The following is a 22,754-nucleotide window of genomic DNA, read 5'->3' as shown; positions in this document are numbered from 1 at the left end:
GGCCTCGTCCGGCGCGCCCCGCACGCCGGACCGCCCGACGCTGTCGGCGGCGGGGCCGCCCGGCGCTGTCGAACCGTAGGGCCGGGGCCCGCAGTACCGCGAGGAGACCGGGGTGACCACGACGGGCACGCTGCGGCCGTGGTACCGGCCGATGCGGGCCCGCCGGCGCGAGGAGGAGCACCGCGGGACGACCCCGCTGGAGCTCTTCTTCGACCTCTGTTTCGTGGTCGCGGTGGCCCAGGCCGCGGACAACCTGCACCACGACGTGTCGGCGGACCACGTCGGCCACGCGGTGGGCAGCTACCTGATGGTGTTCTTCGCCATCTGGTGGGCGTGGATGAACTTCACCTGGTTCGCCTCCGCGTACGACACCGACGACGACGTCTACCGGATCACCACCCTGGTGCAGATCAGCGGTGCGCTGATGCTGGCCGCCGGGGTGCCCCGGGCGTTCACCGAGGGCGACTTCAGCACCATCACGTACGGGTACGTGGTGATGCGCCTCGCGGCCGTCTCGCAGTGGATGCGGGCGGCGGCCGGTGACCCCGGCCATCGGGCGGCCGACCTCCGGTACGGGATCGGCGTCAGCCTGGTGCAGGCGGGCTGGCTGCTGCGGCTGCTGCTCCCCGACGACCTGCGGGTGGCCTCCTTCGTCGTGCTGACCGCGGCCGACCTGCTCGTGCCGGCGATCGCCGAGCGGCCCGGCATGACGCCGTGGCACCCCCGCCACATAGCCGAGCGGTACGGGCTGTTCACCCTGATCGTGCTGGGCGAGGTGGTGCTGGCGACCTCGCTGGCCGTGCAGACCGGGGTGGACGCCGGTGACACGGGGCTGTGGCGTCTCGCGGCGGCCGGCGCGGTGATCGTCTTCGCGCTGTGGTGGCTCTACTTCGACCGCGAGATCCAGGTGCCCACCCGGTTGTCCCGCAGCTTGACCTGGGGCTACGGCCACTACCTGATCTTCGCGGGCATCGCCGCCGTCGACGCCGGGCTCGGGGTGGCCGTGGACCACGAGCGCCACCTCGGGAACGTCGGCGGGACGATGGTGGGGTACGCGGTGGGCGTGCCGGTGGCCGTTTTCCTGGTCACCGTCTGGATGCTGCGCATCTGGGGGCAGCAGCGTGCCGCGGTGGTGGTGGCGTTCCCGGTGACCGCGGCGCTGGTGCTGCTCGTCCCGCTGGCTCCGGGATCGGTCTACCTGGTGGCGGCGCTGCTCGTCGGGCTGGTCGCGGTCACCGTGCTGGTCCGGCAACGGGAGATCCGGGCAGCGTCATGACCGGGCGGCGTCGCTGTCGCCCGGGGCCTCGGCCGGGGAGCCCTCCGCCCAGAAGTCGACCAGCAGGCGGTGGAACTCCTCCGCGCGTTCGATCTGCGGCATGTGCCCGCAGTCGTTGAACAGGTGGGTGCGGGCGCGGGGCAGGCGCGTCCGGGTGTGGGCTCACTCCGCGGAGGGTGCCGAGGTGGTGCGCGGTCTCCAGCATCACCCGCGCGGCGTGCGGCTGGCGGGCGACCTCCAGGGCGTACGCGATGCGCTCGGCGGTGGCGAACGCCGCATCGTGGAAGAGGGCGCGTTCGGCGCGGCGGGCCGACCACCGGCTGGGTCGCAGCAGAAGCCGGCCGAACGGGCGCAGCGCGAGCAGCCGCAGCAGGATCGTCACCTCCTTGCCGAAGCCGAGGCTGGCCACCCGGGCCGGTTCGGTGGCCGCGAACTGCATGGCCACCGCCCCGCCGAGGGAGTTGCCGACCAGGTGCACCGGCCGGTCGACGCCGACCACGTCCAGGTAGCGGCCGACGAAGCCGGCCAGCTCGGGCAGCGTGTAGGGCGCCGTCATCGGCAGCGAGCCGCCGTACCCGGGCAGGTCGACGCTGTGCACCCGGAACCGCTGCGCGAGCCGTTCGTGCAGGTCGTCGAAGTCGCGCATGGTCCGCCCGATGCCGTGCAGCAGGAGCACCGGCGGGCCGTCACCGTCGACGCGGTGGCAGACCCGCCGTCCGGCGACGGTGACGTGGCGGGGGCGGGGGCGGGCCGGGGAGGCGGGTTCCGTGGTGCTCACGCGCGGTCTCCCGCCGGGTCGGTCGCCGGCGCCGCCTCCGGTTGCCGGGCGGCCGGGACCGGTGGGGACGACGTGGTGAGGCGGCGGGCCGGGTCGCCGGCGGCGCGGTTCAGCCCGACCCGCAGGAACTTCCCGTGTGCGGCCGGCGCGATCCGGGCCAGCAGGTCGGGCAGCTTCGCCGACCAGCCGATGAGGACGCGGCCGCGGCGCCGCTCGACGCCGCGCAGGATCACCTCGGCGGCCTTCGCGGGCGGAATGCTGAGCAGCTTGTCGAACTGCCGCCGGCCCTCCTCGTACTCCTCGACAGAGACGCCGCTGCCGACGCGGGCGTTCTCGGTGATCCGGGTGGCGATCCCGCCCGGGTGCACGGAGGTGACGCCGATGCCGTCGTCGGCCAGTTCGTGACGCAGCACCTCGGTGAAGCCGCGCACGGCGAACTTGCTGGCCGAGTACGCGGCCTGGCCGGGCGGCCCGATCAGCCCGAAGAGGCTGGAGACGTTGACCAGGTGGGAACCGGGCTCCGCCTTCAGGGCCGGCAGCAGCGCGTGGGTGAGCTGCACGACCGCCCGGAAGTTGATGTCGACGACCCACTGGAACTCGTCCAGGGTCACCTGGTCGAAGCGGCCGCCCAGGGCGACGCCGGCGTTGTTGACCAGCAGCCGGATCCGGGGGTGCCGGGTCCGGACGTCCTCGGCCACCCGGGTGGTCGCGGCGGCGTCGGCGAGGTCCACGACGTGCGTGTCGACCTGCCGGTCCGGGTGGGCGGCGCGGATCGCGGCCACCACGGCGTCGAGGCGCCGCGCGTCGCGGTCGAGCAGGACCAGGTCGCTGCCGCGGCGGGCCAGCCCGTGGGCGAGCGCCTCGCCGATCCCGCTGGCGGCGCCGGTGACCACGGCGGTCGCGGCGGTGAAGTCGAACCTACGCACGGACGGTGCTCCTCTCCGGCGTGCCGGCCCTGGAGAACCGGACGCCCTGGTCGGTGAGCCGGCCGTACCGCATCAGCAGCACGTCCCGGGGGTAGTTCTGGTACAGCCGCCACGGCGCCCGGGCCCCCTGCCTGGGCAGCGCGTCGACGCTGCGCAGCACGTACCCGGCGGTCAGGTCGATGATCGGGTGCAGGTCGCCGTCGGGCGGCGGCAGCGGCGTGACGACCTGCTGGCCGGTGCGGTCCAGGTGCGCGAGCAGCCGGCACACGTACGTGGCGACGAGGTCGGCCTTCAACGTCCAGGAGGCGTTGGTGTAGCCGATGGTCATCGCGAAGTTGGGGACGCCGGAGAGCATCATGCCCTTGTAGGCCACGGTGGCGGCGGGGTCGACGTCCTCGCCGTCCACGGTGAGCACGGTGTCGCCGAGGGCGAGCAGGTTGAGCCCGGTGGCGGTGACGATGACGTCGGCCGCGAGCTGCTCCCCCGACGCGAGCCGGACGCCGGTCTCGGTGACGGTCTCGATGGTGTCGGTGACGATGGACGCCCGGCCCCGCCGGATCGCGGCGAACAGGTCGCCGTCGGGCACCACGCACAGGCGCTGGTCCCACGGGTCGTAGCGGGGCGAGAAGTGCCGGTCGACGTCGTACCCCACCGGCAGCCGGCCCCGCGCGGCCCGGCGCAGCAGGCGCTTCACCAGCGTGGGCGCACGGCGGCTGAGTTGGAAGTTCGCGGTGGCGAGCAGGACGTTCTTCCACCGGACCAGCGGGTAGACGGCCCGCTCGGGCAGGACGCGGCGCAGCGCGCCGGCGACCACGTCGCGCGAGGGCAGCGCCATGACGTACGTGGGTGAGCGCTGGAGCATGGTGACGTGGGCGGCCTGCTCGGCCAGCGCGGGCACGAGCGTCACCGCCGTGGCGCCGCTGCCGATCACGACGATCCGCTTGCCGGCGTGGTCGAGGTCGTCGGGCCAGTGCTGCGGGTGCACGATCCGCCCGGTGAACCGGTCCGCGCCGGGAAGGTCGGGGGTGTAGCCCTCGTCGTAGCGGTAGTAGCCGGCGCAGGTGTGGAGGAACGAGCAGGTCAGCCGGACGTCCTCGCCGGTGTCGGTGCGGTGCGCGTGGACGGTCCAGCGGGCGGTGGTGCTGTCCCACTCGGCGCGGACCACCCGGTGGTGGAACCGGATGTGCTCGGTGACGCCGTACTCGCGGGCGGTCTCCCGGACGTACTCGCGGATGGCGGGCCCGTCGGCGATCGCCTTCGGGTTGGTCCACGGCCTGAACGAGTAGCCGAGGGTGAACATGTCCGAGTCCGACCGGATGCCCGGGTAGCGGAACAGGTCCCAGGTGCCGCCGATCGCGCCTCGGGCCTCCAGCACCGCGTACGTCTTCTCCGGACAGTTGCGCCGCAGGTGGCACGCGGCGCCGACGCCGGAGAGGCCGGCACCGACGATGAGCACGTCGACGTGGTCGGTGGTGGCCATGTCGTCTCCCGTGACGAGGCGGTGGTGCCGGACACTATCCACCGGCGTCGACACGCGTCAACACCCCGTTGAGAACAATCGACACCCTGTCGAGCGGGTGTAACATCCACGGTCATGACGCCCATCGCGACCTCGTCCCCCCGGGGTCGCCGCACGGCGCGGTCCGCCGGGGACGACCGGGAGTCGGCCATCCTCGCCACCGCCGAGCGGCTGCTCGGTGAGCGGCCGTTCGCCGACATCTCGATCGACGACCTGGCCCGGGGCGCCGGGATCTCCCGGCCCACCTTCTACTTCTACTTCCCGTCGAAGGACGCCGTCCTGCTGACCCTGCTCGACCGGGTCATCGAGGAGGCCAACGCGGCCGCCGGCCACGTGCTGGACCGGCTCGCCGAGAACCCGCGCGCCCGGTGGCGGGAGCTGATCGACCGGTTCCACGAGACGTTCGGCGGCCACCGGGCGGTGGTGCTGGCCTGCGCCCAGGTGCGCGGCACCAACGGGGAGGTGCGCCGGCTCTGGGCGACGGTCATGGAGGGATGGGTCCAGGCCATCGAGGCGGCGATCGACGCGGAACGGAAGCGCGGCGCGGCCCCGGACGGGCTGCCCGCCCGGGACCTCGCCATCGCGTTGAACTCGATGAACGAGCGCGTCTGGTACGCGACGTTCGCCGGCGACGGCCCCGCCGTCGCCGAGCCGGACGTGGTCGCCGTCCTTCTCGACGTCTGGCTCGCGGCGATCTACCGCAACGCCACGCCCCCGCCCGCCGGAGGCCCGACGCCCAGCGGCGGACTCAGTCCGACGCCCGGGTGAGGTCCAGGAAGTCGAAGTCGCCCATCACCACCCCACCGTCCCCTCGGCCCGCGTGTCGGCGACGTACGCCTCGACGTCCGGCCGGTCGGGCGCGAGCACGTGCCGGATCCAGGCGGCCCGCTCGTGCTCCAGCATCCCCAGCTCCCACACACAGCCCACCACCGGACGGCGCATCTCCACGAAGTGCGTCGGGTCGTCGTCCGGGCAGCCGATCGCCGGTTGGCCCGCCTCGGCGACGTGCGCCTCCACCACGTTGTCGAAGAACCAGGTGTACGCGAGCAGGTAGGCCCCGGTGTCCGCACCCCGGTGCAGCACCACCCAGCTCACCGGTGGGGTCCCGTCGGCGCCGGCGGGCGGCAGCAGGCGGGGCAGGAAGGCGTACGCCGCCCGCTCCACCTCCGGTTCGAGCGGGCGTTCCGGCTGATCGATGTGGTAGCGCTTGACCCGCCGCCCGGCGACCGTGATCGGTGCCGGCACGCGGAGTTCCTTGTCGCGAAATGCCATGCCGGGACGGTACGAGGGGTCCACTGACACGTACTGTCAGTGGAGTGCGGGCCAGTCGACTCCTCTCCCTGCTGTTGCTGCTCCAGACGCACGGCCGGATGACCGCCGCGCAGCTCGCGAAGCGGCTGGAGGTCTCCGTCCGCACGGTCTACCGCGACGTCGAGTCCCTGCACTCGGCCGGCATCCCGCTGTACGGGGAGGCCGGGCACGCCGGGGGCTACCAGCTCGTCGACGGGTGGCGCACCCGGCTGACCGGGCTGACCGCCGAGGAGGCGGAGCGGCTCTTCCTGGCCGGCCTGCCCGGGCCGGCGGCCGAGCTGGGCTACGGAGCGGTGGTCGCCACCGTGCAACGGAAACTGCACGCCGCCCTGCCGTCCGCGCTGGCCGACCGCGCGGCGCGCCTTCAGCAGCGCTTCCACCTGGACACGCCCGGTTGGTACGCCGACGGCGACGGCTCGCCGCACCTGGCGGAGGTGGCGGAGGCGGTGTGGCGGCAGCGCCGGGTGGCGGTGCGCTACCGCAGCTGGAACGGGGAGGCCGAGCGGACGCTGGAGCCGTACGGCCTGGTCCTCAAGGGCGGCCGGTGGTACGTGGTGGCCGCCCGCCCGGGGCGGGACGGTGCGGCCACCTACCGGGTCAGCCAGATCCTCGCGCTGACCCCGCTGGACGAGGAGTTCGACCGGCCCGCCGGGTTCGACCTGCCGGCCTGGTGGCGGGCGCACGTGGTGCGCTTCCGGGCCGGGCTGCACCGCGACGAGGCCACGATCCGGCTCTCGCCCCGCGGCCGGGAACGGCTACGGGAGATCGCCAGCGACGTGGTGGTCGCCGCCGCCGAGGGGTCCGCCGGCCCGCCGGACGACGCGGGCTGGGTGACCGCGACGGTGCCGATCGAGTCGCTCACCCACGCGCACGGTGATCTGCTGCGCCTCGGCGCCGACGTGGAGGTGCTGTCCCCGCCCGAGCTGCGGGCCCGCCTGGCGGCCACCGCCGCCGAGCTGGCCGCGCTCTACGCCACGAGCATCGGGGCGGCCGTCGTCACCGGGTCGGAGATCCGGGCGGCCGTCACCGGGTCCTCCGTGGCCGGCTGACGCCGGGCGACGCCACTCCGGGCCGGGTCAACCGAGCGGCACCTGGACAGCGACGTCGTGCTTCGGATAGTTCTGATCCACCTGGTCCGGGCCGTACTTCGCGCGGAACATCGCCACGATGTGCTCGACCCGGTCCGGGTCGGTGATCGGCGTGGCCGGACCGTTCACCGCGGTGCCGTTGGCGGACACCTCGATCATCGGGGTCTTCCGGACGTTCTTGTACCAGTCGCTGTCCGACCCGGTGATCGGCACCAGGAACATGCTCTGCTCCTCCTGCACGAACCACACCGGGTGGGAGATCTGCCGGCCGGTCTTCCGGCCGGTCACGGTGATCTCGACCTCCTGCTCGCCGGCGAAAGCGTCCCTGGCCGCCTCCATGCTCACGCTGGCTCTCCCGTCCTCGGACCTGCTCCTGCTGCCAGGCTATGGACCCGGAGTCCCGGTTGCCGGCGAATCCGTGCCGCTGGCATCGCGGATTCCCCGGCCCGGAAGACCCCGGTGCCCCCCGGCACGGGGTTGATCACACGCCAGCAGTCGATCATCAGCGCGAACGGAGGACATCACCGAGGACGGCGAGGCCCTCCTCGATGGCGGTGGCCGGGTTGGCCGCGTACCCGAGGACCAGGCCGGGCGGGCCGGGTCGCTGCCGGTGCCAGGAGAGCGGCTGGACCTTGACGCCGCGCTCCAGCGCCGCGGTCGCCAGGTCGGTGTCCGGCACGTCCCCGGTCAGGGTGACGGTCAGGTGCAGCCCGGCCGCCGCGCCGTGCACGGTCGCGCCGGGCAGGTGGCGAACGATCGCGGCGATCATCGCGTCCCGCCGCCGGACGTGCCGGCGGCGCAGCAGCCGCAGCTGCCGCTCCAGCGCGCCGGAGGTCATCAACTCGGCGAGCACGAGCTGCGGCAGCACGGCGTTGCCCAGATCGGCGTTGCGTCTCGCGTCGACCACGTCCGCCCGGTGGCGGGCGGGCACGAGCAGCCAGCCGATCCGCAGCGCCGGGGCGAGCAGCTTCGACACGCTGCCGGCGTAGCAGACGCTCTCCGGCAGCGCCGCGCGCAGCGCCGGCACGGGGGGCCGGTCGTAGCGGTGCTCGGCGTCGTAGTCGTCCTCGATGACCAGACCACCGTCCCGCGTCCAGGCGGCGAGCTGCCGGCGGCGGTCCCCGTCCAGCACCACCCCGGTCGGGAACTGGTGGGCCGGGGTGAGCATCACCGCCGGCGCGCCACAGGCGACCAGGTCGGCCACCCGCAGGCCGGCCGCGTCGACCGGGACCGCCGGGGTCTCCACCCGCCAGTTGTTGAGGTGCTGGCGGACGCCGAGCGACCCCGGGTCCTCCACCGCGACCCGGGTGATGCCGACGTCGCGAAGCGCCTGGGCCAGCAGGCCGAGCGCCTGCGAGACGCCGGTGGTGACGATGACGTCGGCCGGGTCGACGGTGACACCCCGGTAGCGCGCGAGCCAGGCGGCGACGGCCCGCCGCAACGCCGGCGCGCCGCGCGGGTCGCCGTAGCCGAAGTCCGACGCGACGAGGTGCCGCAGCACGGCCCGCTCGGCGCGCAGCCAGGCCGCACGGGGAAAGGCGGCCAGGTCGGGTACGCCGGGCGTCAGGTCGATGCGGGCGGGTGCCGCGCGTACCGCGTCGAAGATGTCCGTGCCGGGAGCCGGCGGGAACGGTCGGGCCGGGACCGGCGCGGCGGCCGGGACCGGGGTCGGCGGCACGGCCGGCGCCGCGACCACCACCGTGCCCGCGCGCCCCCGGCCGGCCACATGCCCCTCCTCCACCATCCGCTGGTACGCCTCGACGACGACGCCCCGGGAGACACCGAGGTCGGCGGCGAGGACGCGGGTGGCGGGAAGGCGACCGCCGACGGGGATCCGCCCGTCGGCGATGGCGGCGCGCAGCCGACCGGCGAGCCAGTCCGCGCGGCCGCCGGGCGGGGCGTCAGTGACGTCGAGGTGCAGGAAGTCGGAGCCGGCGACGGACGAATTGGTCCTTCCGTCGAGGGCCGGTTTGGCTCTGCTCACCGGACCATCCTGCCCGGCAGGGTGGGCACATGACCATCGCCTTCCTGGTGACCACCCTGGTCGTGGTCGCCACCCCCGGTGCCGGGGTGCTGTTCACCCTCTCCGCCGCGCTGTCCGGAGGCCGCCGCGCCGCCCTGGTCGCCGCGTTCGCCTGCACGGTCGGCATCGTGCCGCACCTCGCGGCGGCGGTGACCGGGCTGGCCGCCCTGCTGCACTCCAGCGCGCTCGCCTTCGCGCTGCTGAAGTACCTCGGCGTCGCGTACCTGCTCTGGCTGGCCGTCGCGACGCTGCGCGACCGGGGCGCGATCGCCGCCACCGGGCAGCCGGTGCCCCGGTCGGCGGCCCGGATGGTGGGGTCGGCGGTGCTGCTGAACCTGCTCAACCCCAAGCTGACGATCTTCTTCGTGGCGTTCCTGCCGCAGTTCGTCGACCCGGACCGGCCGGGGGCGGTGCCCGCGATGCTCGGGCTGAGCGCCGTGTTCATGCTGGTGAGCCTGGTCGTGTTCGCGGCCTACGGGCTCTGCGCCGCCGCCGTCCGCCGGCACGTGCTGGACCGTCCCCGCGTCGCCGACTGGCTGCGCCGGGGCGTCGCCGGCTCCTTCCTCGCGCTGGGCCTGCTGCTGGCCCGCGCCGACGCCTGACCGGAGGTTCACGGTGTACTTCCAGCACTCGCCGCGGATCCGGGCGGAGCACCCCGACCTCGTCGTCGGCGTCCTGTACGCGGAGGGCGTGGCCGGCGAGCCGCGGGGCGACCTGCCCGTCGCCGACCTGCACGCGCGGGCGCGGGAGCGGCTCGCCACCGGGAGCGAGGGCGGCTTCCCGGAGATCCAGGCGTGGCGGCGGGCGTTCGCCCGGATGGGCCTGGCCCCGACCCGCTACCGCTGCGCCTCGGAGTCCCTGCTGCGGCGGCTGCGCACCGAGGGTGCCCTGCCCGTGCTGCACCCACTGGTGGACCTGGGCAACGCGGTGTCCGCGGCGTACGCGATCCCGGTCGGGATCCTCGACGTCGACCAGGTCACCGGCGGCATCGAGGTGCGGCACGCCCGGGGCGACGAACGGTACCTGACGTTCACGGGGGTCGAGGAGCACCCCGACCCGGGTGAGGTCGTCTTCGCCGACGAGATCGGGCGGGCGCACGCGCGGCGCTGGACCAACCGGCAGAGCGGCTGGTCGGCGGTGCGCGACGGCACCGGCCGCGTCCTCGTCGTGGTCGAGGCGATGCACGACGGCGCCGACCGGGACGTGCCCCGGCTGCTGGACACCCTGGCCGGGGAGCTGGCGCGCGGCTGGGGCGTGGCGGCACGGCGCGCGCTGCTCAGCGCGGCGACGCCCCGGTTCGCGGCCTGACCGCCAGGGCCGGTGTGATGACGGTCGCACCGCCGTCGACCGGGCCGTCCGCGGGACCGCCGGCGGCCGCCTCGCGGAGCAGGTCGAGGTGACCGAGGTGGCGGGCGGTCTCGGCGACGAGGTGGTGCAGGATCCACCGCAGCGTGTGCCGGCCGTTCGCCGCCACGTCGTCCAGGCCGTGGGCGGCGACCACCTCGTCGCAGCGGCGCGACTCGGCCACGTACGCCTCCACGAGCTCGGGCAGCGGCACCCGGTCCGGGGTGGGTGGCACACCCAGGTCGTCGGTGTCCAGGCCGAACGCGGCCAGGTCCTTCTCACCGGCGAACCACCGTCGCAGCCAGCACCGCTCGACGTCACGCAGGTGGCAGACCAGCCGGGGGACGGTCAGGCCGTTGGGCGTGGCGACCCGGCGGGCGTCCTCCGGGAAGTCGGCGACGCCGCACACCACCTGGTCGCGCTGGCGTTGCAGGAAGACCAGCAGCATCTCCCGCTCGTCGGCCGCGTACGTCCTCAGCGACATGTCACTCCTCCTCGGGTGGGATCGATTCGCCGGGTCTCCGGCACCGGTAGCCGGGGACGGTCTCACCGAACCAGCCGTTGACGCTGGCCAGCCCCCGGTCGTTGAGCTGGGCGTCGTGGATCGCGACCGTGCGGGCCGCGCCCGCCGCGACCGCGAAGTCGATCGCCTCGGTGAGCTTCAGCCATGACGCCTGCGCGGGAACGAGCAGCGTGTGCACCGGCCGGCCGGGCGGGTGCAGCGAGTCCCCCGGGTGGTAGACGGCGTCCTCCACCAGGTAGCCCAGGTTGGCGCAGGCCGGCTGGCCACCGTGGATGGTCGCGTGCCGGCCACCGGTGGCGGTGACTGCGAACCCCGCCGCGTCGAAGCGCTGCCCGGCGCCGACCCGGGTCACCGGCAGCGGCGTGGACGCGGGCAGCCGGGCCCCCTCCGGGGCGAAGACCGGCACGCCCAGGCCGGCCAGCCGCAGCACGTCGATGTGGTCGGTGTGCTCGTGGGTGACCAGCACCGCGTCGGCGCCGGCCAGCGCCACCGGCTCGCTCCAGGTGCCCGGGTCGATCACGAGCACCCGCCCGTCGTGCTCGATCCGGACACAGGAGTGGGTGAACTTGGTGATCCGCATCGGCCGACCGTACGCCGCCGCGGCGCGGTGGCCGGCGCGGGCCGCGTCAGCCATGCCCGGCGTGGGCGCTGTGCGCGGGCGGGCGGCCCGGTCGCTGGCCCGGCTCGACGACCACGAACTGGCCCATCATCCCGGCGTCCTCGTGGTACAGCAGGTGGCAGTGGTACATGTACGGCACGTCCGGGTCACTGTGGTCGGTGAAGCGCATCGCGACCCGGACCGGTCGCTGGGGTGCCAGGTAGACGGTGTCCTTCCAGCCGGCGAGTTCCGGCGGCGGGGCCGCCCCGGCGACGGAGAGCACCTGGAACTGCACGTCGTGGACGTGGAAGTTGTGCGGGGTGCCGTCGATGTTGACCACCTCCCACACCTCGGTGGTGTCCCGGGTGGCGGCGAAGTCGATGCGGTCCATGGACATCGACTGGCCGTTGATGGCGCGGCCGGCGAACTCCAGGCGGCGGGTCACGCTCGCCGAGCCGGGGTCGATCCGTTCCATCGGGACCAGCGTGCCGGGCACCGCCGGTGACGGGGTGAGCCGGTCGGCGGCCCGCAGTTGCAGCACGTCGAAGCGGTCCCGGCCGCCGGCGAACCGGTCGGCGAGAAAACCGGCGCCCAGGTCCGGGGCGATGCTGCGCAGGGTGACCCGCTCCCCCGGCTCGACGGTCACCACGATCTCGGCGCGCTCGCCGGGCGACAGTTGCACCCGGGTGAGCCGGGCCGGGCGGGCCAGCAGCCCGCCGTCGCTGGCGATCAGGTCGAACGGCCGGTCGTCGGCGAAGCCGAAGTTGTACAGCCGGGCGGTGGAGCCGTTGAGCAGCCGCAGCCGTACCCGCTCGGTCGTCACGTCGAGGTAGGGCCCGACCGTGCCGTTGACCAGCAGCGTGTCACCGAGCACCCCGATCGCGTTGATCATGTTGCGGGTCTTGCGGAACTGCCCGTCGCCGGAGAAGCTCCGGTCCTGCACGATCACCGGGACGTCGTCGACCCCGTAGCGCCGGGGCAGCGGCAACGCGGCCTCCCGGTCGTCGTCGACGAGGAACAGGCCGGCGAGGCCGCGGTAGACGTGGTCCTCCGTCTCGCCGTGCGGATGCGGGTGGTACCAGAGTGTCGCGGCCGGCTGGTCGACCGTCCACGTGGGCGACCAGGTGGCGCCGGGCCGGATCATCTGGTGGGGACCACCGTCCATCCGCGCCGGCAGGTGCATGCCGTGCCAGTGCACGCTGGTGCGGCCGGTCAGCCGGTTGACCACGTTGACCACGACCTGCTCGCCACGCCGGGCGCGCAGGGTGGGCCCGAGGTAGTCACCGTCGAAGCCGGCGGTGCGGGTCAACCGGCCGTCACCGTGGAAATCCCGTCGCCCGTCGCGGGCGAGCAGGTCGAAGACCCGCCGCCCGCGCTCGTCGACCCGCGACTCGGCGAGGGGCGGGACGGCCAGCGGCCGGGTGAACTCGACCTGGTCGACGGTGTCGGTGCCGGCCCGGCTGTACGCCCAGCCACCGGCCGCCACCCCGCCGCAGCAGAGGACGAGACTGACGGCGAGCAGGCCGAGCAGGAGCCGGACCAGGGGTCGTCGTCGGGCGGCCACGATGGCACCTCCAGTAGCGTCGGTACCTGTAGTCTCCCTTCCTATCCGCCGGACGGCCAGCCCATCGGCCCGAAATCCGGGGTTCTCTCCGGGATGCCCCGGAGGGCAACCCGCCCCACCGGGCGTCGGGGTGCCGGATGATCGGGGTGTGGATTCCCGACCGGAGCACGGCCACCGGTGCGTCCCGCACACCGCGGACGTGCGCATCGAGGCGTGGGCACCGACCCGGGAGACGTGCGTGGCGGAGGCGGTCACCGCCCTGGTGGACAGTTTCACCGACCCGGCCGCGGCCCTCCCGGAGGCCGAACGGGAGTTCCACGCCCCGCCCGCCGACGACCAGGACCTGCTGGTGGACGTGCTCGACGAGGTGATCTTCCGGATGGACACGGTCGGGGAGCTGCCGCTGCGCACCGAGGTCACCGACGACGGCGACGGCGGGTTGCGGGTGCGCTGGCACACGGTCAGCACCGACGGGGTGGAGTTGATCGGCGCCGTCCCCAAGGCGGTCGCCCTGCACGAACTGCGGTTCGGCCCGGACGGTTCGGGCTGGTCCTGCGCGGTGACCCTCGACGTGTGAGGCGCCGCGCGACCACCCACCGGCGGTACGAGAACCCGCCGGTCAGCCCTTGACCACGCCGATCGGGACCACGCGGGCCACCTTGCGGCACAGCCCCGCCCCCTCGGCCGCCGCGACCACCGCCGACACGTCCTTGTACGCCGCCGGCATCTCCTCGGCCAGCCCACGTCGGGAGGCACCGCGTACCGCGATGTCCTGGTCCTCCAGCTGGCGGCGCGGGTCGTGGCCGCGCTCGGCCTTGACCGCCTGCTTGCGGCTCTGCACCCGGCCCGCGCCGTGGCAGGTGGACGCGAACGCGGGCGAGCCGGCCACCCCGGTGAGGACGTACGAACCGGTGCCCATCGAGCCCGGAATCAGCACCGGCTGCCCGGCGTCCCGCAGGTCGGCCGGGAGTTCCGGGTGCCCCGGCGGCAACGCCCGGGTCGCGCCCTTGCGGTGGACGCAGAGGCGCCGGGAGTCCCCGTCGGTCCCGTGGGTCTCGATCTTCGCGAGGTTGTGCGAGATGTCGTACACCAGGTCGAGGCTGCTGCCGGTGACCCGGCGGAAGACCGTACGGGCGGCGTGGGCGAGCAGTTGCCGGTTGGCCCGCGCGTAATTGGCGGCGGCGGCCATCGCGCCGAGGTAGGCGCGTCCCTCGTGGGAGTCGACCGGGGCGCAGGCGAGCTGGCGGTCCGGCACGTGGATGCCGTGCTGGCGCATCACCTTCTCCATCCGCCGGACGTAGTCGGTGCAGATCTGGTGGCCCAGGCCCCGGGAGCCGCTGTGGATCATGACGGTCACCTGGCCCGGCCGCAGGCCGAACGCGGTGGCCACCGTTTCGTCGTAGACCTCCTCGACCGCCTGCACCTCCAGGAAGTGGTTGCCCGACCCGAGGCTGCCCACCTGGCGCGCGCCCCGCTCGATGGCCCGCTCGCTCACCTGCGCCGGGTTCGCGTCGTCCACCGCGCCGTAGTCCTCGCAGCGCTCCAGGTCCCGCTCCACACCGAAGCCGCGCTCGACCGCGTACCGGGACCCGCCGCGCAGCACCGCGTCGAGTTCCGCACCCTTCGACAGGTGCCACACCGCGCCCTTGCCCATCCCGCGCGGGGTCGACTCCCCCAGGCCGTCCATCACGGCGTCGAGCTTCGGGCGCAGCCCGGCGAGGTCGAGGTCGGCGGCGAGCAGCCGGACGCCGCAGGAGATGTCGAAACCCACCCCACCCGGCGAGACCACCCCGCCGTGCTCGACGTCGGTGGCCGCGACCCCGCCGATCGGGAAGCCGTAGCCCCAGTGGATGTCGGGCATGGCGTACGAGGCGTCGACGATGCCCGGCAGGGTGGCGACGTTGGCCACCTGCTCCAGCGACTTGTCCGCCCCGGCGTCGGGCAGCAGCGACTCGGACGCGAACACCACCCCCGGCACCCGCATCGGGTCGTGCCGGTCGATGCGGAAGCGGTACGGCGACTCCTCGACCAACTCCATCCGCGCGACCTACCCGGTGCGGCGGGTGTTACACGCCGGCAGGACGGCCGGTCAGGCGGGGTCGACGCGGGTGACGGCGACCGTCTGGGCGAGGTCCTCCCGGTCTCCGCAGCCGGCCGGGAGCGGCGCGATCGTGCCCCGCACGGTCACCCGGGCGCCCGGGCGCAGCGCCGCCGCGGCGTCGCCGCTCAGGGCCCACCGCCGCTCACCGACCAGCAGCATGGTGCACTCGCCGGCGCGCTCCACCGTGCCGGTGAGGGTACGGGCGCCGAAGGGCAACGGGCCGGGCAGCTCACCCGTGCCGGACGGGACCGGCGCGGCTGACGGACCGCCGGGCGGCCCGGACGGTCCGGGTCGGGCGGTGGCGGCCGGGCCGGACGGGGCCGGGGGCGTACCGGCGGCCGACGGGCCGGACGCACCGGGCTGCGGGACATCCGGTGCGGACGAGCAGGCGCTCAGCCAGCACAGCAGGCCGACGGCGGTCAGCAGGACCGATGTTCTTCGCATGACGTCAACCTCCGCCACATGGGACGCGCTGGCAACCCGGGCGGTTCCCGCCGGTCAGAGCCGGTAGAAGCCCCGGTACCGGCGGACCAGCCGCCACTGCACGACCACCGCCGCCACGGTCAGCAGGATCATCACCAGCGTCGCGGCGGCGGCGTAGCCGTAGCGCAGGTACTCGAACCCGGTGCGGTAGATGAACAGGGACAGGTACGTGGTGGCGTACGGAGGTGGGCCGCCGTCGGTGACCACGAACGCCGGCACGAACGAGAAGTGCAGGCTCGCGACGGCGTCCCGCACCGCCAGCAGGGCGAGCACCGGCGCCATCAGCGGCAGCGTGACCCGACGGAACACGTCCCAGCCGGTGGCGTCCTCCAGCGCGGCCATCTCGTACACGTCGCGGGGCAGCGCCCGCCGGGCGGCCAGCAGCACCACGAACGTCTCCCCCATCGTGAAGACGCTCATCAGGATGATCGCCGCGCGGGCGTCGGTCGGGTCGGTCAGCCACTGCGGCGGCGTGCGGCCCAGGGCGGTCAGCCCGTTCTCCCCGCCGACCCGCAGCACCTGGTTGATCGGGCCGTACAGGGGGTTGAACAGCCACAGCCAGAGCAGGCCGTACGCGATCTCCGGCACCGCGGTGGGCAGCACGGCGGCCGCGCGGGCGGTGCCGACCCCGAACGCCCGGCGGTGCAGCAGCAGCGCCAGGCCGAGGGCGAGCAGCACCCGCAGGGGTACGGCCACCAGCGCGAACACCAGCGAGTTGGTCAGCGACACCCGGAACACCGGGTCGTCGACCAGCGCGACGAGATTGTCCAGCCCCACCCACCTCGGCGGGTTCACCAGGTCGTACTCGGTGAACGCCAGGGCGAGGGTGACGGCCGCCGGCAGCAGCACCAGCCCGACCAGGCCGACCAGGTACGGCGCCAGCATCAACGCCAACTGCCGCCGGGAGCGGGTGTCCGGCCGAGCCCGCCGCGCCCGCGAATCCGGCTCGCTCCGGGCGCTCACCGTGCCGTCCTCGCTCGTGACCGCCGGGCTCACCAGCCCCGGCTCACTCGGCGCGCTCACGGGGCGTACCGGAGACCGGAGTCGGCGTGGAAGACGTGGGTGTCCGCCCAGTCGACCCCGACCTGGACGGCCGCGCCCCGCTCGGGGCGGCGGGCGGCCGGCACCCGGGCGACCACCGGCTGCCCCGACGCGAGGGTGAGGTACGCGTACGCGTCCTCGCCGACCACCTCGACCCGGGCGACGGTGGCCGCCGCCCCCTCCGCCGGGTCGAGGGCGACCGCCTCGGGCCGGAACCCGATCTGGAGGCCGCCCGCCGGCACGCCCGGCGGGGCGTCCCCGGCGGGGCGGACCGGGCCGTCGGCGGGAAGCAGGTTCATCGCCGGGGAGCCGACGAACCGGGCCACGAAGGTGCTCGCCGGGGCCCGCCAGATCTCGTCGGGGCTGCCGACCTGCTCGACCCGGCCGTCGCGCAGCACCGCGATCCGGTCGGCCAGCACCAGCGCCTCGGTCTGGTCGTGGGTGACGTGCACCATCGTGGCGCCGAGCCGGTCGTGCAGGGCGCGCAACTCGGCGCGCATCTCGACGCGCAGGGCGAGGTCGAGGTTGGACAGCGGCTCGTCGAGCAGGAAGACGTCCGGCTCGCGCACCAACGCCCGGGCCAGGGCGACCCGCTGCCGCTCCCCGCCGGAGAGCTGCCCCGGTCGCCGGTCCAGCAGTCCGGCGCAGCCGACCGTCTCGGCCGCCGCCCGGGCCCGCTCCCGGGCCACCGCCCGTGGCGTGTCCCGGACCTCCAGGCCGAAGGCGATGTTCTCGGCGACCGTGAGGTGTGGGAAGAGGGCGTACGACTGGAAGACCATGGACACGTTGCGCCGGCCGGGACGGTCGGAGGTGACGTCCCGGCCGGCGATCCGGACGCGGCCGGCGGTGACCGGCTCCAGGCCGGCCACCACCCGCAGCACCGTCGACTTTCCCGCCCCGGACGGGCCGAGGACCACGAGGAGCTCGCCCCGGGCCACGGTCAGGTCCACCTCGTGCAGGACGGTGGCGCCGCGGTAGGCGGCCGACACCCCGTCCAGGGTCAGACCGGGTTCGCTCACCCGTGCTCACCGCGGGCGAACAGCGGGCGGGTCTGCTGGTCCAGGTCGCGGATGACGTCGTCCAGCCGGTCGCCCCGGTACAGGGCGTTCTCCAGGATCCCGTACGTCACGTCCTCGATCTCCGGCCAGGTGGAGACGGTGGGCAGGGCCCGGACGGTGGGGATCGTGTCGAGGAACACCTTGGCGCTGCGCGGCGGCTGGGACGGGCCGAGGAACGCCGGGGACTGCGACACGCCGATGTGCGACGGGACGGTCCGGCCGGTGGCGGCGATGATCCGCTGTCCCTCCTCGGAGATGGCGAACTCCAGGAACCGCCACGCGGCGTCCTTCCGCTTCGCGCCCCGGGTCATGCAGTACGCGTCGGAGTGCAGCACCCCGACCTGCTTCTGGTACACCGGCAGCGGGGCGACGTCCCACTCGAAGTCGGTGATCGAACGGAACGTGGTGGTGGAGCGGCGCGACGACATCAGCATCGCCAGCCGCCCGTTGGCGAAGCGGGACTCGTCGTCCTCGGCCTCGACCTCCTCGTCGGTGGGCACCACCCCGTACGCCTGGCGGAGGTCCACCAGGTTCTTCAGCGCCTCCCGGGCGACCGGGGTGTCCAGGGTGAGCCGGGTCGGCTTGTCGGGGTCGTCGACGATCTCACCGTTGGCGGACCAGACGAACGGGGCGACGCGGATGATCGACGGCTCGATGCCGAGCCCGTGCACGGCCGGCCGGGCGGCGGCGCCCTCGCTCTCGGTGCCCTTGACCACCACGCCCCGGGAGTCACGGGTCATCGCGATGGCGGTGCCGACCATGTCGTTCCAGGTCCAGCCGGCCTTGGGCTCGGGCACCCCGTACTTCGCGAACAGGGTGCGGTTGTAGTAGACGGCCAGGCTCGAAACGTTCTGCGGCAGGCAGAGCTGCTTGCCGCCCCACTTGAAGGCGTCCATCGCCACCGGGTAGTAGTCGGCCGGGTCGATCGCCTCGGAGCCGGCGATGCGCTCGTCCAGCGGCTCCACCACGTTCTTCGCGGCGAACTGGCCGTAGAAGCGGTAGTTCATCAGGAACAGGTCCGGCGGAGCGCCCCCGGCGACCGAGGTGGCGAGCCGGGCCAGCAGGTCCTTGCGGTCGCTCGCCTCGACCAGCTGCACGTCCGTGCCCGGGCGGGCCTTCCGGTACGCCTCGGTGAGGGTGCGGTACGCGGCCAGCTCCTCGGGAGCGCCGAAGACGAGCAGCCGCACCGGACCCGACTCGTCCTTCGACGATCCGGAGCCGGTGCCGCAGCCGGTGGCGAGCAGCGTGCCGGACAGCAGCAGGGCGAGCAGCGTCTTCGGTCTCATGGGCGGTCCCGTCCCGTCGGATCGTCGTGGTGCAGGAAACGGCGCTGGGCGAGCACGAACACCAGCAGGGCCGGCACGGTGGCGAGGACCGCCCCGGCGAGGAACACCGGGAAGTTCGTCGGGTCCAGCACCGACAGCGAGCGCAGCGCCAGCGGCAGGGTGAACAGGTCGCGGTCGTACACGTAGATCAGTGGGTCGAGAAAATTCGACCAGGTCAGCACGAAGGTGAGGGCGGTGAGCGCGGCGGTGACCGGGCGGACCAGCGGGAGGGCGACCCGCCACCAGATTCGCATGGGTGAGAGGTCCTCCACCAGGCAGGCGTCGTACAGGTCCCGCGGCAGTGCCCGGAAGGCCAGGTAGTAGACCAGGACGTACAGCGGCGAGGTGCCGAGCAGCGCCGGGGCGATCAACGGCACCAGGGTATCGGTCAGGCCGAGCGCGCGGAAGATCGCGAACCGGGGCACGAGCAGCGCGGTGGCCGGCACCATCAGGGCGACCAGCGAGGCGGCGACGACGGTGGCGGTGGTGCGCGGGGCCAGCCGGGCCAGCGCGAACCCGGCGAGCGCGGCCACGAGCACGCTCAGCGGCACGGCGACGACCGCGACGAGCACCGAGTTGAGCGAGGCGCGCAGCAGCCCGCCGATCTCCAGGGCCTGTTCGTAACCGGCGGTGGAGACCGGGTCCGGGACCAGCCGCGGCGTCGGTGACGGCGGCAGACCGGGCTCGGTGAGCGAGCCGGAGAGCAGGAGCAGCAGCGGCGGGACGAACACGAGGATGACGAACGCCGCGCCGAGGGTACGCCAGGCACGGCCGGCCGCCCCGGGCAGCGGTGGGGGGCCGCTCGCGCGGCCCCCCACCCGGTTGGTGCCTTTGATGGTCTACCTACTTCAGCTTGAGCTGCCAGGCGCCGAGACCGTGCGAGGCGGCGTAGAGGATCCGCTTGCCCGGCACGATGGTGAGCCCGGCGACCTCGACGTTCGGCATGCCACCGGCCGCCTTGGTCCAACTGGTCGAGCCCTTGGCCAGGCGCAGGACCCCGAAGTCGGTGGACGCGTACAGGTCACCGGTGACGTCGTCCCGGACCAGGTCGGTGATCGGCTGGTCGCCGAAGTTGTACGACCGGTCGGTCCAGGTCGCCGTCGCACCGGCCACCTTCACCTCGAACGCGTGGCCGAGCGTGGTCGGGGTGTTCGAGTTGAAACCGCTGTAGGACACCCACGCCCGGGCCGGGTCGGCCGGGTCGACGTGGATGCTCGTGACGAAGCGGCCCGGCGTGCTGGCGTTGTCGATCCGGGTCCAGGTCACCGCGGAGGCCGGCTCGGCGTCGACGTTCTGGGTGACGAAGACCCGACCGGTGCTGGTGGCCGCGTACGCGGTCGACGAGTTGGAGTCGACCCGCTGCACCACCGAGACGGCACCGCCGGCCCGGTCGCCCCAGGCGGCGTCGGTGAGCCGGGTGGTGCCCAGCTCCGCCCAGTCACCGCACTGGGCCTCGAAGGTACCGGTCCAGGTGTTGCAGATCCGGTTGGCCTCCTCCAGGGTCCGGTCACCCAGGCCGAAGGTCTTGGTGCGGTAGACGGTCCGGGCGGTGCCGGCGAACATCGTGCCGCTGACCTTCGGGTCGGAGATCACCGGGGCGTAGAACAGGTTGCCCGGCTGGCCGTAGATCGGGTCCGCGGTCCAGATCCAGTCGGCGATGTCACCGTTGTCGAAGTTCACCTCGGGCGACACGTCGAAGAAGGTGTGGAAGCGGAACTCCGGCTTGCCGACGTCGAAGCCGGAGGCGCCACCGTCACCGATCATCGTGTTGACCCAGCGCCGGCGCTCGCCCTTGTTCTCCCAGGTGCCGTTGTCCTGCGTGCCACCCTGGAGCAGGTTCACGTCGTGCGGACTGACCGACAGGCTGATGAACTGCAGCGTGTTCATGCCCTTGTTGACGCCCTCCAGCTTGGCGGGGATCTTCGAGAGCATCTGCTTGCAGCGGTCCTTCTGGGCCTGGGTGGTGAGGTTGCGGTCCGGGTTGTCGCACCAGGCCGAGCGGTCGACGAACTGGCCGGTGGAGCGCATGATGCCGCCGTCGTTGGCCTCGAAGAACTGGAACGGGTTGCGCGGGTTGGTCACCAGCGCGTGCTGGTCCGGGTGCAGGCCGTTCGGGTGCAGCTCGTCGGTGCCGTCGTAGGTCATGTCGGTGCCGCTGACTCCGGCGTCGGTGGAGAGGATGACCGCCCGCTTGTGGGCGACCGTCTCGCCGTAGACGTAGGAGCCACCGGTGTAGACGACGTCGGGGTGCCCGGCCGGGGTGTGCACGAACACGTCGTACCAGCACTGGCCGGTGCACTGGTTGTAGGTGGCGAAGCCCGGGTCGGCCGGGTTCGAGCTGGTCAGGTCGGTGAAGGTGGGCGCGCCGGCGGCCACGTCGTCGCTGCGGAACAGCCGCGAGTACGGGTTGCCGATGTTGCCCTCGTAGACGTACATCCGGGTCTTGCCGTTGGGCAGGGCGGTGACGTCGATCGCGGCGCGGGTCTGGAAGACCGCCGGGTTCAGCGAGGTCTTGATCTGCGTCCAGGTGGCGCCGGCGTCCGGGGAACGCCAGACACCGCGGGCGTACGACGAGGCGTACACGATGTTGGAGTTCTTCGGGTCGAGCTTGACGTAGCGGACGCCGCGCGGGGAGCAGGCGGCGGTGTTCGCGTACTCGGCGGCGCTGCCGGTGCAGTCGGCGGCGTTGGCCGAGCCGTTGTGGAGGAAGGTCCAGTTCTTGCCGCCGTCGGTGGTCTTGTACAGGCCCCACTTCTCGGCGTCCGGCACCGGCCGGGTCACGCCGGTGCAGCAGGAGCTGGACATGCCGCGCAGCGCGATGGTGGTGGCGACGTACATGGTCTTCGGGTCGCCCGGCTTGATGGTGATCTCGGCGATGCCCTTGCCGGAGAGCACGTCCTTACCGAGCGGACTCGACCAGGTCAGACCGCCGTTGGTGGACTTGTAGAGGCCGACGCCGGCGACGCAGCCGGAGCCGCAGGTGTTCGCCTCGCCGGTGCCGACGTAGATCGTCAGGCCGGTCTTGTCGTTACGGTCGATCTTGACCGAGCCGGCCGCGTTGATCCCCAGCGGGCCGCCCAGATAGAACCACTTCGGCTCGGCGGCGAGAATGTTCAACGTTCCCCAGACACCGCCGCCGGCCGGGGTCGCGTACGCCCGGCAGAGCAGCTGGTTGCAGTCCGGGCTGATGTCCAGCGAGGTGACCCGCCCGCCCGCCACGTACTCGTTGGGCACGTAGTTGAAGGCGTTGCGGAACTCGGTGAACGGGTACAACGCCTCGCTGGGGCCGACGCTGGTCCAGCGCTGGCTGCCCCGGAACCGCTTCTCCGCCGCCGCGTACGCGGCCTTGGCACGATCCACCTCGGCGATGCTGATGTCGTTCGCCGGGTATGCCCGCTCCAGGAACTCCTGCTGGGCGGCGCCGCCCGGGCCGTCCGGGGACATGCCGTCGTTGCCGGGCGCCGCCCGCCGCAGCCGCTCCAGATGGGCGCCCAGGGCGTTGGGCATCTCGCCGTCCCCGACCGCCGCGGCGGCCGGCACCTCGGCGCCGGTGAAGTGGATGCCCGCGGCACCCGTCGTCGCCACGAGAGCGGCGACCGCTAGTCCTGCGAGTAGATGGCGACGTCTGCGCTTCACGAGGGTTCCTCCAGGAAAAGAGGCGTCGCCGCAGCGCGGCACCCAGGATTGGCGACCGTCGCTGGCAGCGTCCATGCAGGAGAATGTCAGAGGGTGATCGGGGACACAATCCTCTGCGTCGATTGAGTTCACAAATGATTGTCGTCGGGCCCGCGGCCCG

At 73.5% G+C, this 22,754-nt stretch carries 22 protein-coding genes; 6 read left to right on the top strand and 16 right to left on the bottom strand.

Translation table 11 applies throughout. From position 1 onward, the window contains the following. The first annotated feature begins 112 nt into the window (after positions 1 to 112). Positions 113 to 1,276, top strand: coding sequence for a low temperature requirement protein A (locus tag ACN26Y_RS22225; RefSeq protein WP_422733468.1), 1,164 nt, complete (start codon positions 113 to 115; stop codon positions 1,274 to 1,276). On the opposite strand, the gene ACN26Y_RS22220 is transcribed toward ACN26Y_RS22225, so the two are convergent. From ACN26Y_RS22220 to ACN26Y_RS22210, 3 genes are read right to left on the bottom strand one after another with little or no spacing between them, the layout of a single operon-like run. After that, positions 1,233 to 2,054 (bottom strand): alpha/beta fold hydrolase, encoded by an 822-nt coding sequence (locus ACN26Y_RS22220; protein WP_422733467.1) that lies wholly within the window; start codon positions 2,052 to 2,054, stop codon positions 1,233 to 1,235. The genes ACN26Y_RS22225 and ACN26Y_RS22220 overlap by 44 nt on opposite strands. Then, complete coding sequence (locus ACN26Y_RS22215; RefSeq protein WP_422733466.1) at positions 2,051 to 2,980, bottom strand: SDR family NAD(P)-dependent oxidoreductase; 930 nt, start codon at positions 2,978 to 2,980, stop codon at positions 2,051 to 2,053. Before ACN26Y_RS22215 ends, ACN26Y_RS22220 begins: the two co-directional genes overlap by 4 nt. After that, positions 2,973 to 4,460 carry a flavin-containing monooxygenase gene (locus tag ACN26Y_RS22210; protein WP_422733465.1) on the bottom strand — a complete coding sequence of 496 codons (1,488 nt, stop codon included), beginning with the start codon at positions 4,458 to 4,460 and terminating at the stop codon, positions 2,973 to 2,975. Before ACN26Y_RS22210 ends, ACN26Y_RS22215 begins: the two co-directional genes overlap by 8 nt. 114 nt (positions 4,461 to 4,574) lie before the next feature. On the opposite strand from ACN26Y_RS22210, the gene ACN26Y_RS22205 reads away from it, so the two are divergent. Further along, the gene (locus ACN26Y_RS22205; protein ID WP_155332138.1) at positions 4,575 to 5,267 is read left to right on the top strand and encodes a TetR/AcrR family transcriptional regulator; all 693 of its coding nucleotides are present in this window, start codon (positions 4,575 to 4,577) and stop codon (positions 5,265 to 5,267) included. A 24-nt stretch (positions 5,268 to 5,291) separates the two neighbouring features. On the opposite strand, the gene ACN26Y_RS22200 is transcribed toward ACN26Y_RS22205, so the two are convergent. Then, entirely contained in the window at positions 5,292 to 5,771 is a 480-nt protein-coding gene (locus ACN26Y_RS22200; protein ID WP_155332137.1) for a hypothetical protein, read from the bottom strand. A gap of 44 nt (positions 5,772 to 5,815) precedes the next feature. Between ACN26Y_RS22200 and ACN26Y_RS22195 the strand changes: the two genes are divergently transcribed. Beyond that, positions 5,816 to 6,859, top strand: a complete 1,044-nt coding sequence (locus ACN26Y_RS22195; RefSeq protein ID WP_155332136.1) for a helix-turn-helix transcriptional regulator — start codon at positions 5,816 to 5,818, stop codon at positions 6,857 to 6,859. A 27-nt stretch (positions 6,860 to 6,886) separates the two neighbouring features. On the opposite strand, the gene ACN26Y_RS22190 is transcribed toward ACN26Y_RS22195, so the two are convergent. Both ACN26Y_RS22190 and ACN26Y_RS22185 read right to left on the bottom strand, forming a co-directional pair. Next, entirely contained in the window at positions 6,887 to 7,237 is a 351-nt protein-coding gene (locus tag ACN26Y_RS22190) for a nitroreductase/quinone reductase family protein (protein WP_155334238.1), read from the bottom strand. A 163-nt stretch (positions 7,238 to 7,400) separates the two neighbouring features. Further along, positions 7,401 to 8,882, bottom strand: a complete 1,482-nt coding sequence (locus ACN26Y_RS22185; RefSeq protein WP_422733464.1) for a PLP-dependent aminotransferase family protein — start codon at positions 8,880 to 8,882, stop codon at positions 7,401 to 7,403. A 29-nt stretch (positions 8,883 to 8,911) separates the two neighbouring features. Between ACN26Y_RS22185 and ACN26Y_RS22180 the strand changes: the two genes are divergently transcribed. Both ACN26Y_RS22180 and ACN26Y_RS22175 read left to right on the top strand, forming a co-directional pair. Continuing rightward, a complete protein-coding gene (locus ACN26Y_RS22180; RefSeq protein WP_422733463.1) occupies positions 8,912 to 9,523 on the top strand; it encodes a LysE family translocator in 612 nt (203 codons plus the stop codon). Positions 9,524 to 9,536: 13 nt separating this feature from the next. Continuing rightward, positions 9,537 to 10,229 (top strand): B3/4 domain-containing protein, encoded by a 693-nt coding sequence (locus tag ACN26Y_RS22175; RefSeq protein WP_422733462.1) that lies wholly within the window; start codon positions 9,537 to 9,539, stop codon positions 10,227 to 10,229. Here the strand turns inward: ACN26Y_RS22175 and ACN26Y_RS22170 are convergent. Genes ACN26Y_RS22170 through ACN26Y_RS22160 form a run of 3 tightly spaced genes read right to left on the bottom strand, consistent with a single transcriptional unit; the run spans position 10,198 to position 12,950 of the window. Further along, positions 10,198 to 10,749 carry a DUF664 domain-containing protein gene (locus tag ACN26Y_RS22170; RefSeq protein WP_422733461.1) on the bottom strand — a complete coding sequence of 184 codons (552 nt, stop codon included), beginning with the start codon at positions 10,747 to 10,749 and terminating at the stop codon, positions 10,198 to 10,200. The genes ACN26Y_RS22175 and ACN26Y_RS22170 overlap by 32 nt on opposite strands. Before the next feature lies 1 nt (position 10,750). After that, on the bottom strand, positions 10,751 to 11,368 hold the full coding sequence (locus ACN26Y_RS22165) for an MBL fold metallo-hydrolase (RefSeq protein ID WP_422733460.1): 618 nt from the start codon (positions 11,366 to 11,368) through the stop codon (positions 10,751 to 10,753). A 46-nt stretch (positions 11,369 to 11,414) separates the two neighbouring features. After that, a complete protein-coding gene (locus tag ACN26Y_RS22160) occupies positions 11,415 to 12,950 on the bottom strand; it encodes a multicopper oxidase family protein (RefSeq protein WP_422733459.1) in 1,536 nt (511 codons plus the stop codon). A gap of 148 nt (positions 12,951 to 13,098) precedes the next feature. Between ACN26Y_RS22160 and ACN26Y_RS22155 the strand changes: the two genes are divergently transcribed. Further along, positions 13,099 to 13,527 carry an archease gene (locus ACN26Y_RS22155; RefSeq protein WP_196255963.1) on the top strand — a complete coding sequence of 143 codons (429 nt, stop codon included), beginning with the start codon at positions 13,099 to 13,101 and terminating at the stop codon, positions 13,525 to 13,527. A gap of 42 nt (positions 13,528 to 13,569) precedes the next feature. On the opposite strand, the gene ACN26Y_RS22150 is transcribed toward ACN26Y_RS22155, so the two are convergent. The 7 genes from ACN26Y_RS22150 to ACN26Y_RS22120 all read right to left on the bottom strand — a co-directional run bounded on the left by ACN26Y_RS22150 (position 13,570) and on the right by ACN26Y_RS22120 (position 22,594). After that, positions 13,570 to 14,988: an RtcB family protein gene (locus ACN26Y_RS22150; protein ID WP_155332128.1), complete on the bottom strand. Its 1,419-nt coding sequence runs from the start codon at positions 14,986 to 14,988 to the stop codon at positions 13,570 to 13,572. A 51-nt stretch (positions 14,989 to 15,039) separates the two neighbouring features. After that, positions 15,040 to 15,495, bottom strand: coding sequence for a DUF5818 domain-containing protein (locus ACN26Y_RS22145; protein WP_155332127.1), 456 nt, complete (start codon positions 15,493 to 15,495; stop codon positions 15,040 to 15,042). Between the two features lie 54 nt (positions 15,496 to 15,549). Then, the gene (locus tag ACN26Y_RS22140; RefSeq protein ID WP_422734963.1) at positions 15,550 to 16,419 is read right to left on the bottom strand and encodes a carbohydrate ABC transporter permease; all 870 of its coding nucleotides are present in this window, start codon (positions 16,417 to 16,419) and stop codon (positions 15,550 to 15,552) included. Positions 16,420 to 16,553: 134 nt separating this feature from the next. Further along, on the bottom strand, positions 16,554 to 17,594 hold the full coding sequence (locus ACN26Y_RS22135) for an ABC transporter ATP-binding protein (protein ID WP_155332126.1): 1,041 nt from the start codon (positions 17,592 to 17,594) through the stop codon (positions 16,554 to 16,556). Further along, on the bottom strand, positions 17,591 to 18,919 hold the full coding sequence (locus ACN26Y_RS22130; protein WP_422733458.1) for an ABC transporter substrate-binding protein: 1,329 nt from the start codon (positions 18,917 to 18,919) through the stop codon (positions 17,591 to 17,593). The genes ACN26Y_RS22135 and ACN26Y_RS22130 overlap by 4 nt, the downstream gene beginning before the upstream one ends. Next, entirely contained in the window at positions 18,916 to 19,776 is an 861-nt protein-coding gene (locus ACN26Y_RS22125) for a carbohydrate ABC transporter permease (RefSeq protein WP_155332124.1), read from the bottom strand. Before ACN26Y_RS22125 ends, ACN26Y_RS22130 begins: the two co-directional genes overlap by 4 nt. 25 nt (positions 19,777 to 19,801) lie before the next feature. Further along, complete coding sequence (locus tag ACN26Y_RS22120) at positions 19,802 to 22,594, bottom strand: exo-alpha-sialidase (RefSeq protein WP_422733457.1); 2,793 nt, start codon at positions 22,592 to 22,594, stop codon at positions 19,802 to 19,804. Between the last annotated feature and the right edge of the window lie 160 nt (positions 22,595 to 22,754).

It is taken from the genome of Micromonospora sp. WMMD558, from assembly GCF_049315255.1.
In the GTDB taxonomy this organism is placed as follows: Bacteria; Actinomycetota; Actinomycetes; order Mycobacteriales; family Micromonosporaceae; genus Micromonospora.
Note: the sequence above shows the minus strand (reverse complement) of the source record. Positions and strands in the feature narration are given on the sequence as shown.

Bases quoted from the DNA above. Each gene is read 5' to 3' on its own strand.
- ACN26Y_RS22150 (WP_155332128.1), bottom strand. From the start codon at position 14,988: ATGGAGTTGGTCGAGGAGTCGCCGTACCGCTTCCGCATCGACCGGCAC.
- ACN26Y_RS22190 (WP_155334238.1), bottom strand. From the start codon at position 7,237: ATGGAGGCGGCCAGGGACGCTTTCGCCGGCGAGCAGGAGGTCGAGATC.
- ACN26Y_RS22210 (WP_422733465.1), bottom strand. From the start codon at position 4,460: ATGGCCACCACCGACCACGTCGACGTGCTCATCGTCGGTGCCGGCCTC.
- ACN26Y_RS22130 (WP_422733458.1), bottom strand. From the start codon at position 18,919: ATGAGACCGAAGACGCTGCTCGCCCTGCTGCTGTCCGGCACGCTGCTC.
- ACN26Y_RS22165 (WP_422733460.1), bottom strand. From the start codon at position 11,368: ATGCGGATCACCAAGTTCACCCACTCCTGTGTCCGGATCGAGCACGAC.
- ACN26Y_RS22140 (WP_422734963.1), bottom strand. From the start codon at position 16,419: ATGCTGGCGCCGTACCTGGTCGGCCTGGTCGGGCTGGTGCTGCTGCCG.
- ACN26Y_RS22145 (WP_155332127.1), bottom strand. From the start codon at position 15,495: ATGCGAAGAACATCGGTCCTGCTGACCGCCGTCGGCCTGCTGTGCTGG.
- ACN26Y_RS22200 (WP_155332137.1), bottom strand. From the start codon at position 5,771: ATGGCATTTCGCGACAAGGAACTCCGCGTGCCGGCACCGATCACGGTC.
- ACN26Y_RS22170 (WP_422733461.1), bottom strand. From the start codon at position 10,749: ATGTCGCTGAGGACGTACGCGGCCGACGAGCGGGAGATGCTGCTGGTC.
- ACN26Y_RS22205 (WP_155332138.1), top strand. From the start codon at position 4,575: ATGACGCCCATCGCGACCTCGTCCCCCCGGGGTCGCCGCACGGCGCGG.
- ACN26Y_RS22180 (WP_422733463.1), top strand. From the start codon at position 8,912: ATGACCATCGCCTTCCTGGTGACCACCCTGGTCGTGGTCGCCACCCCC.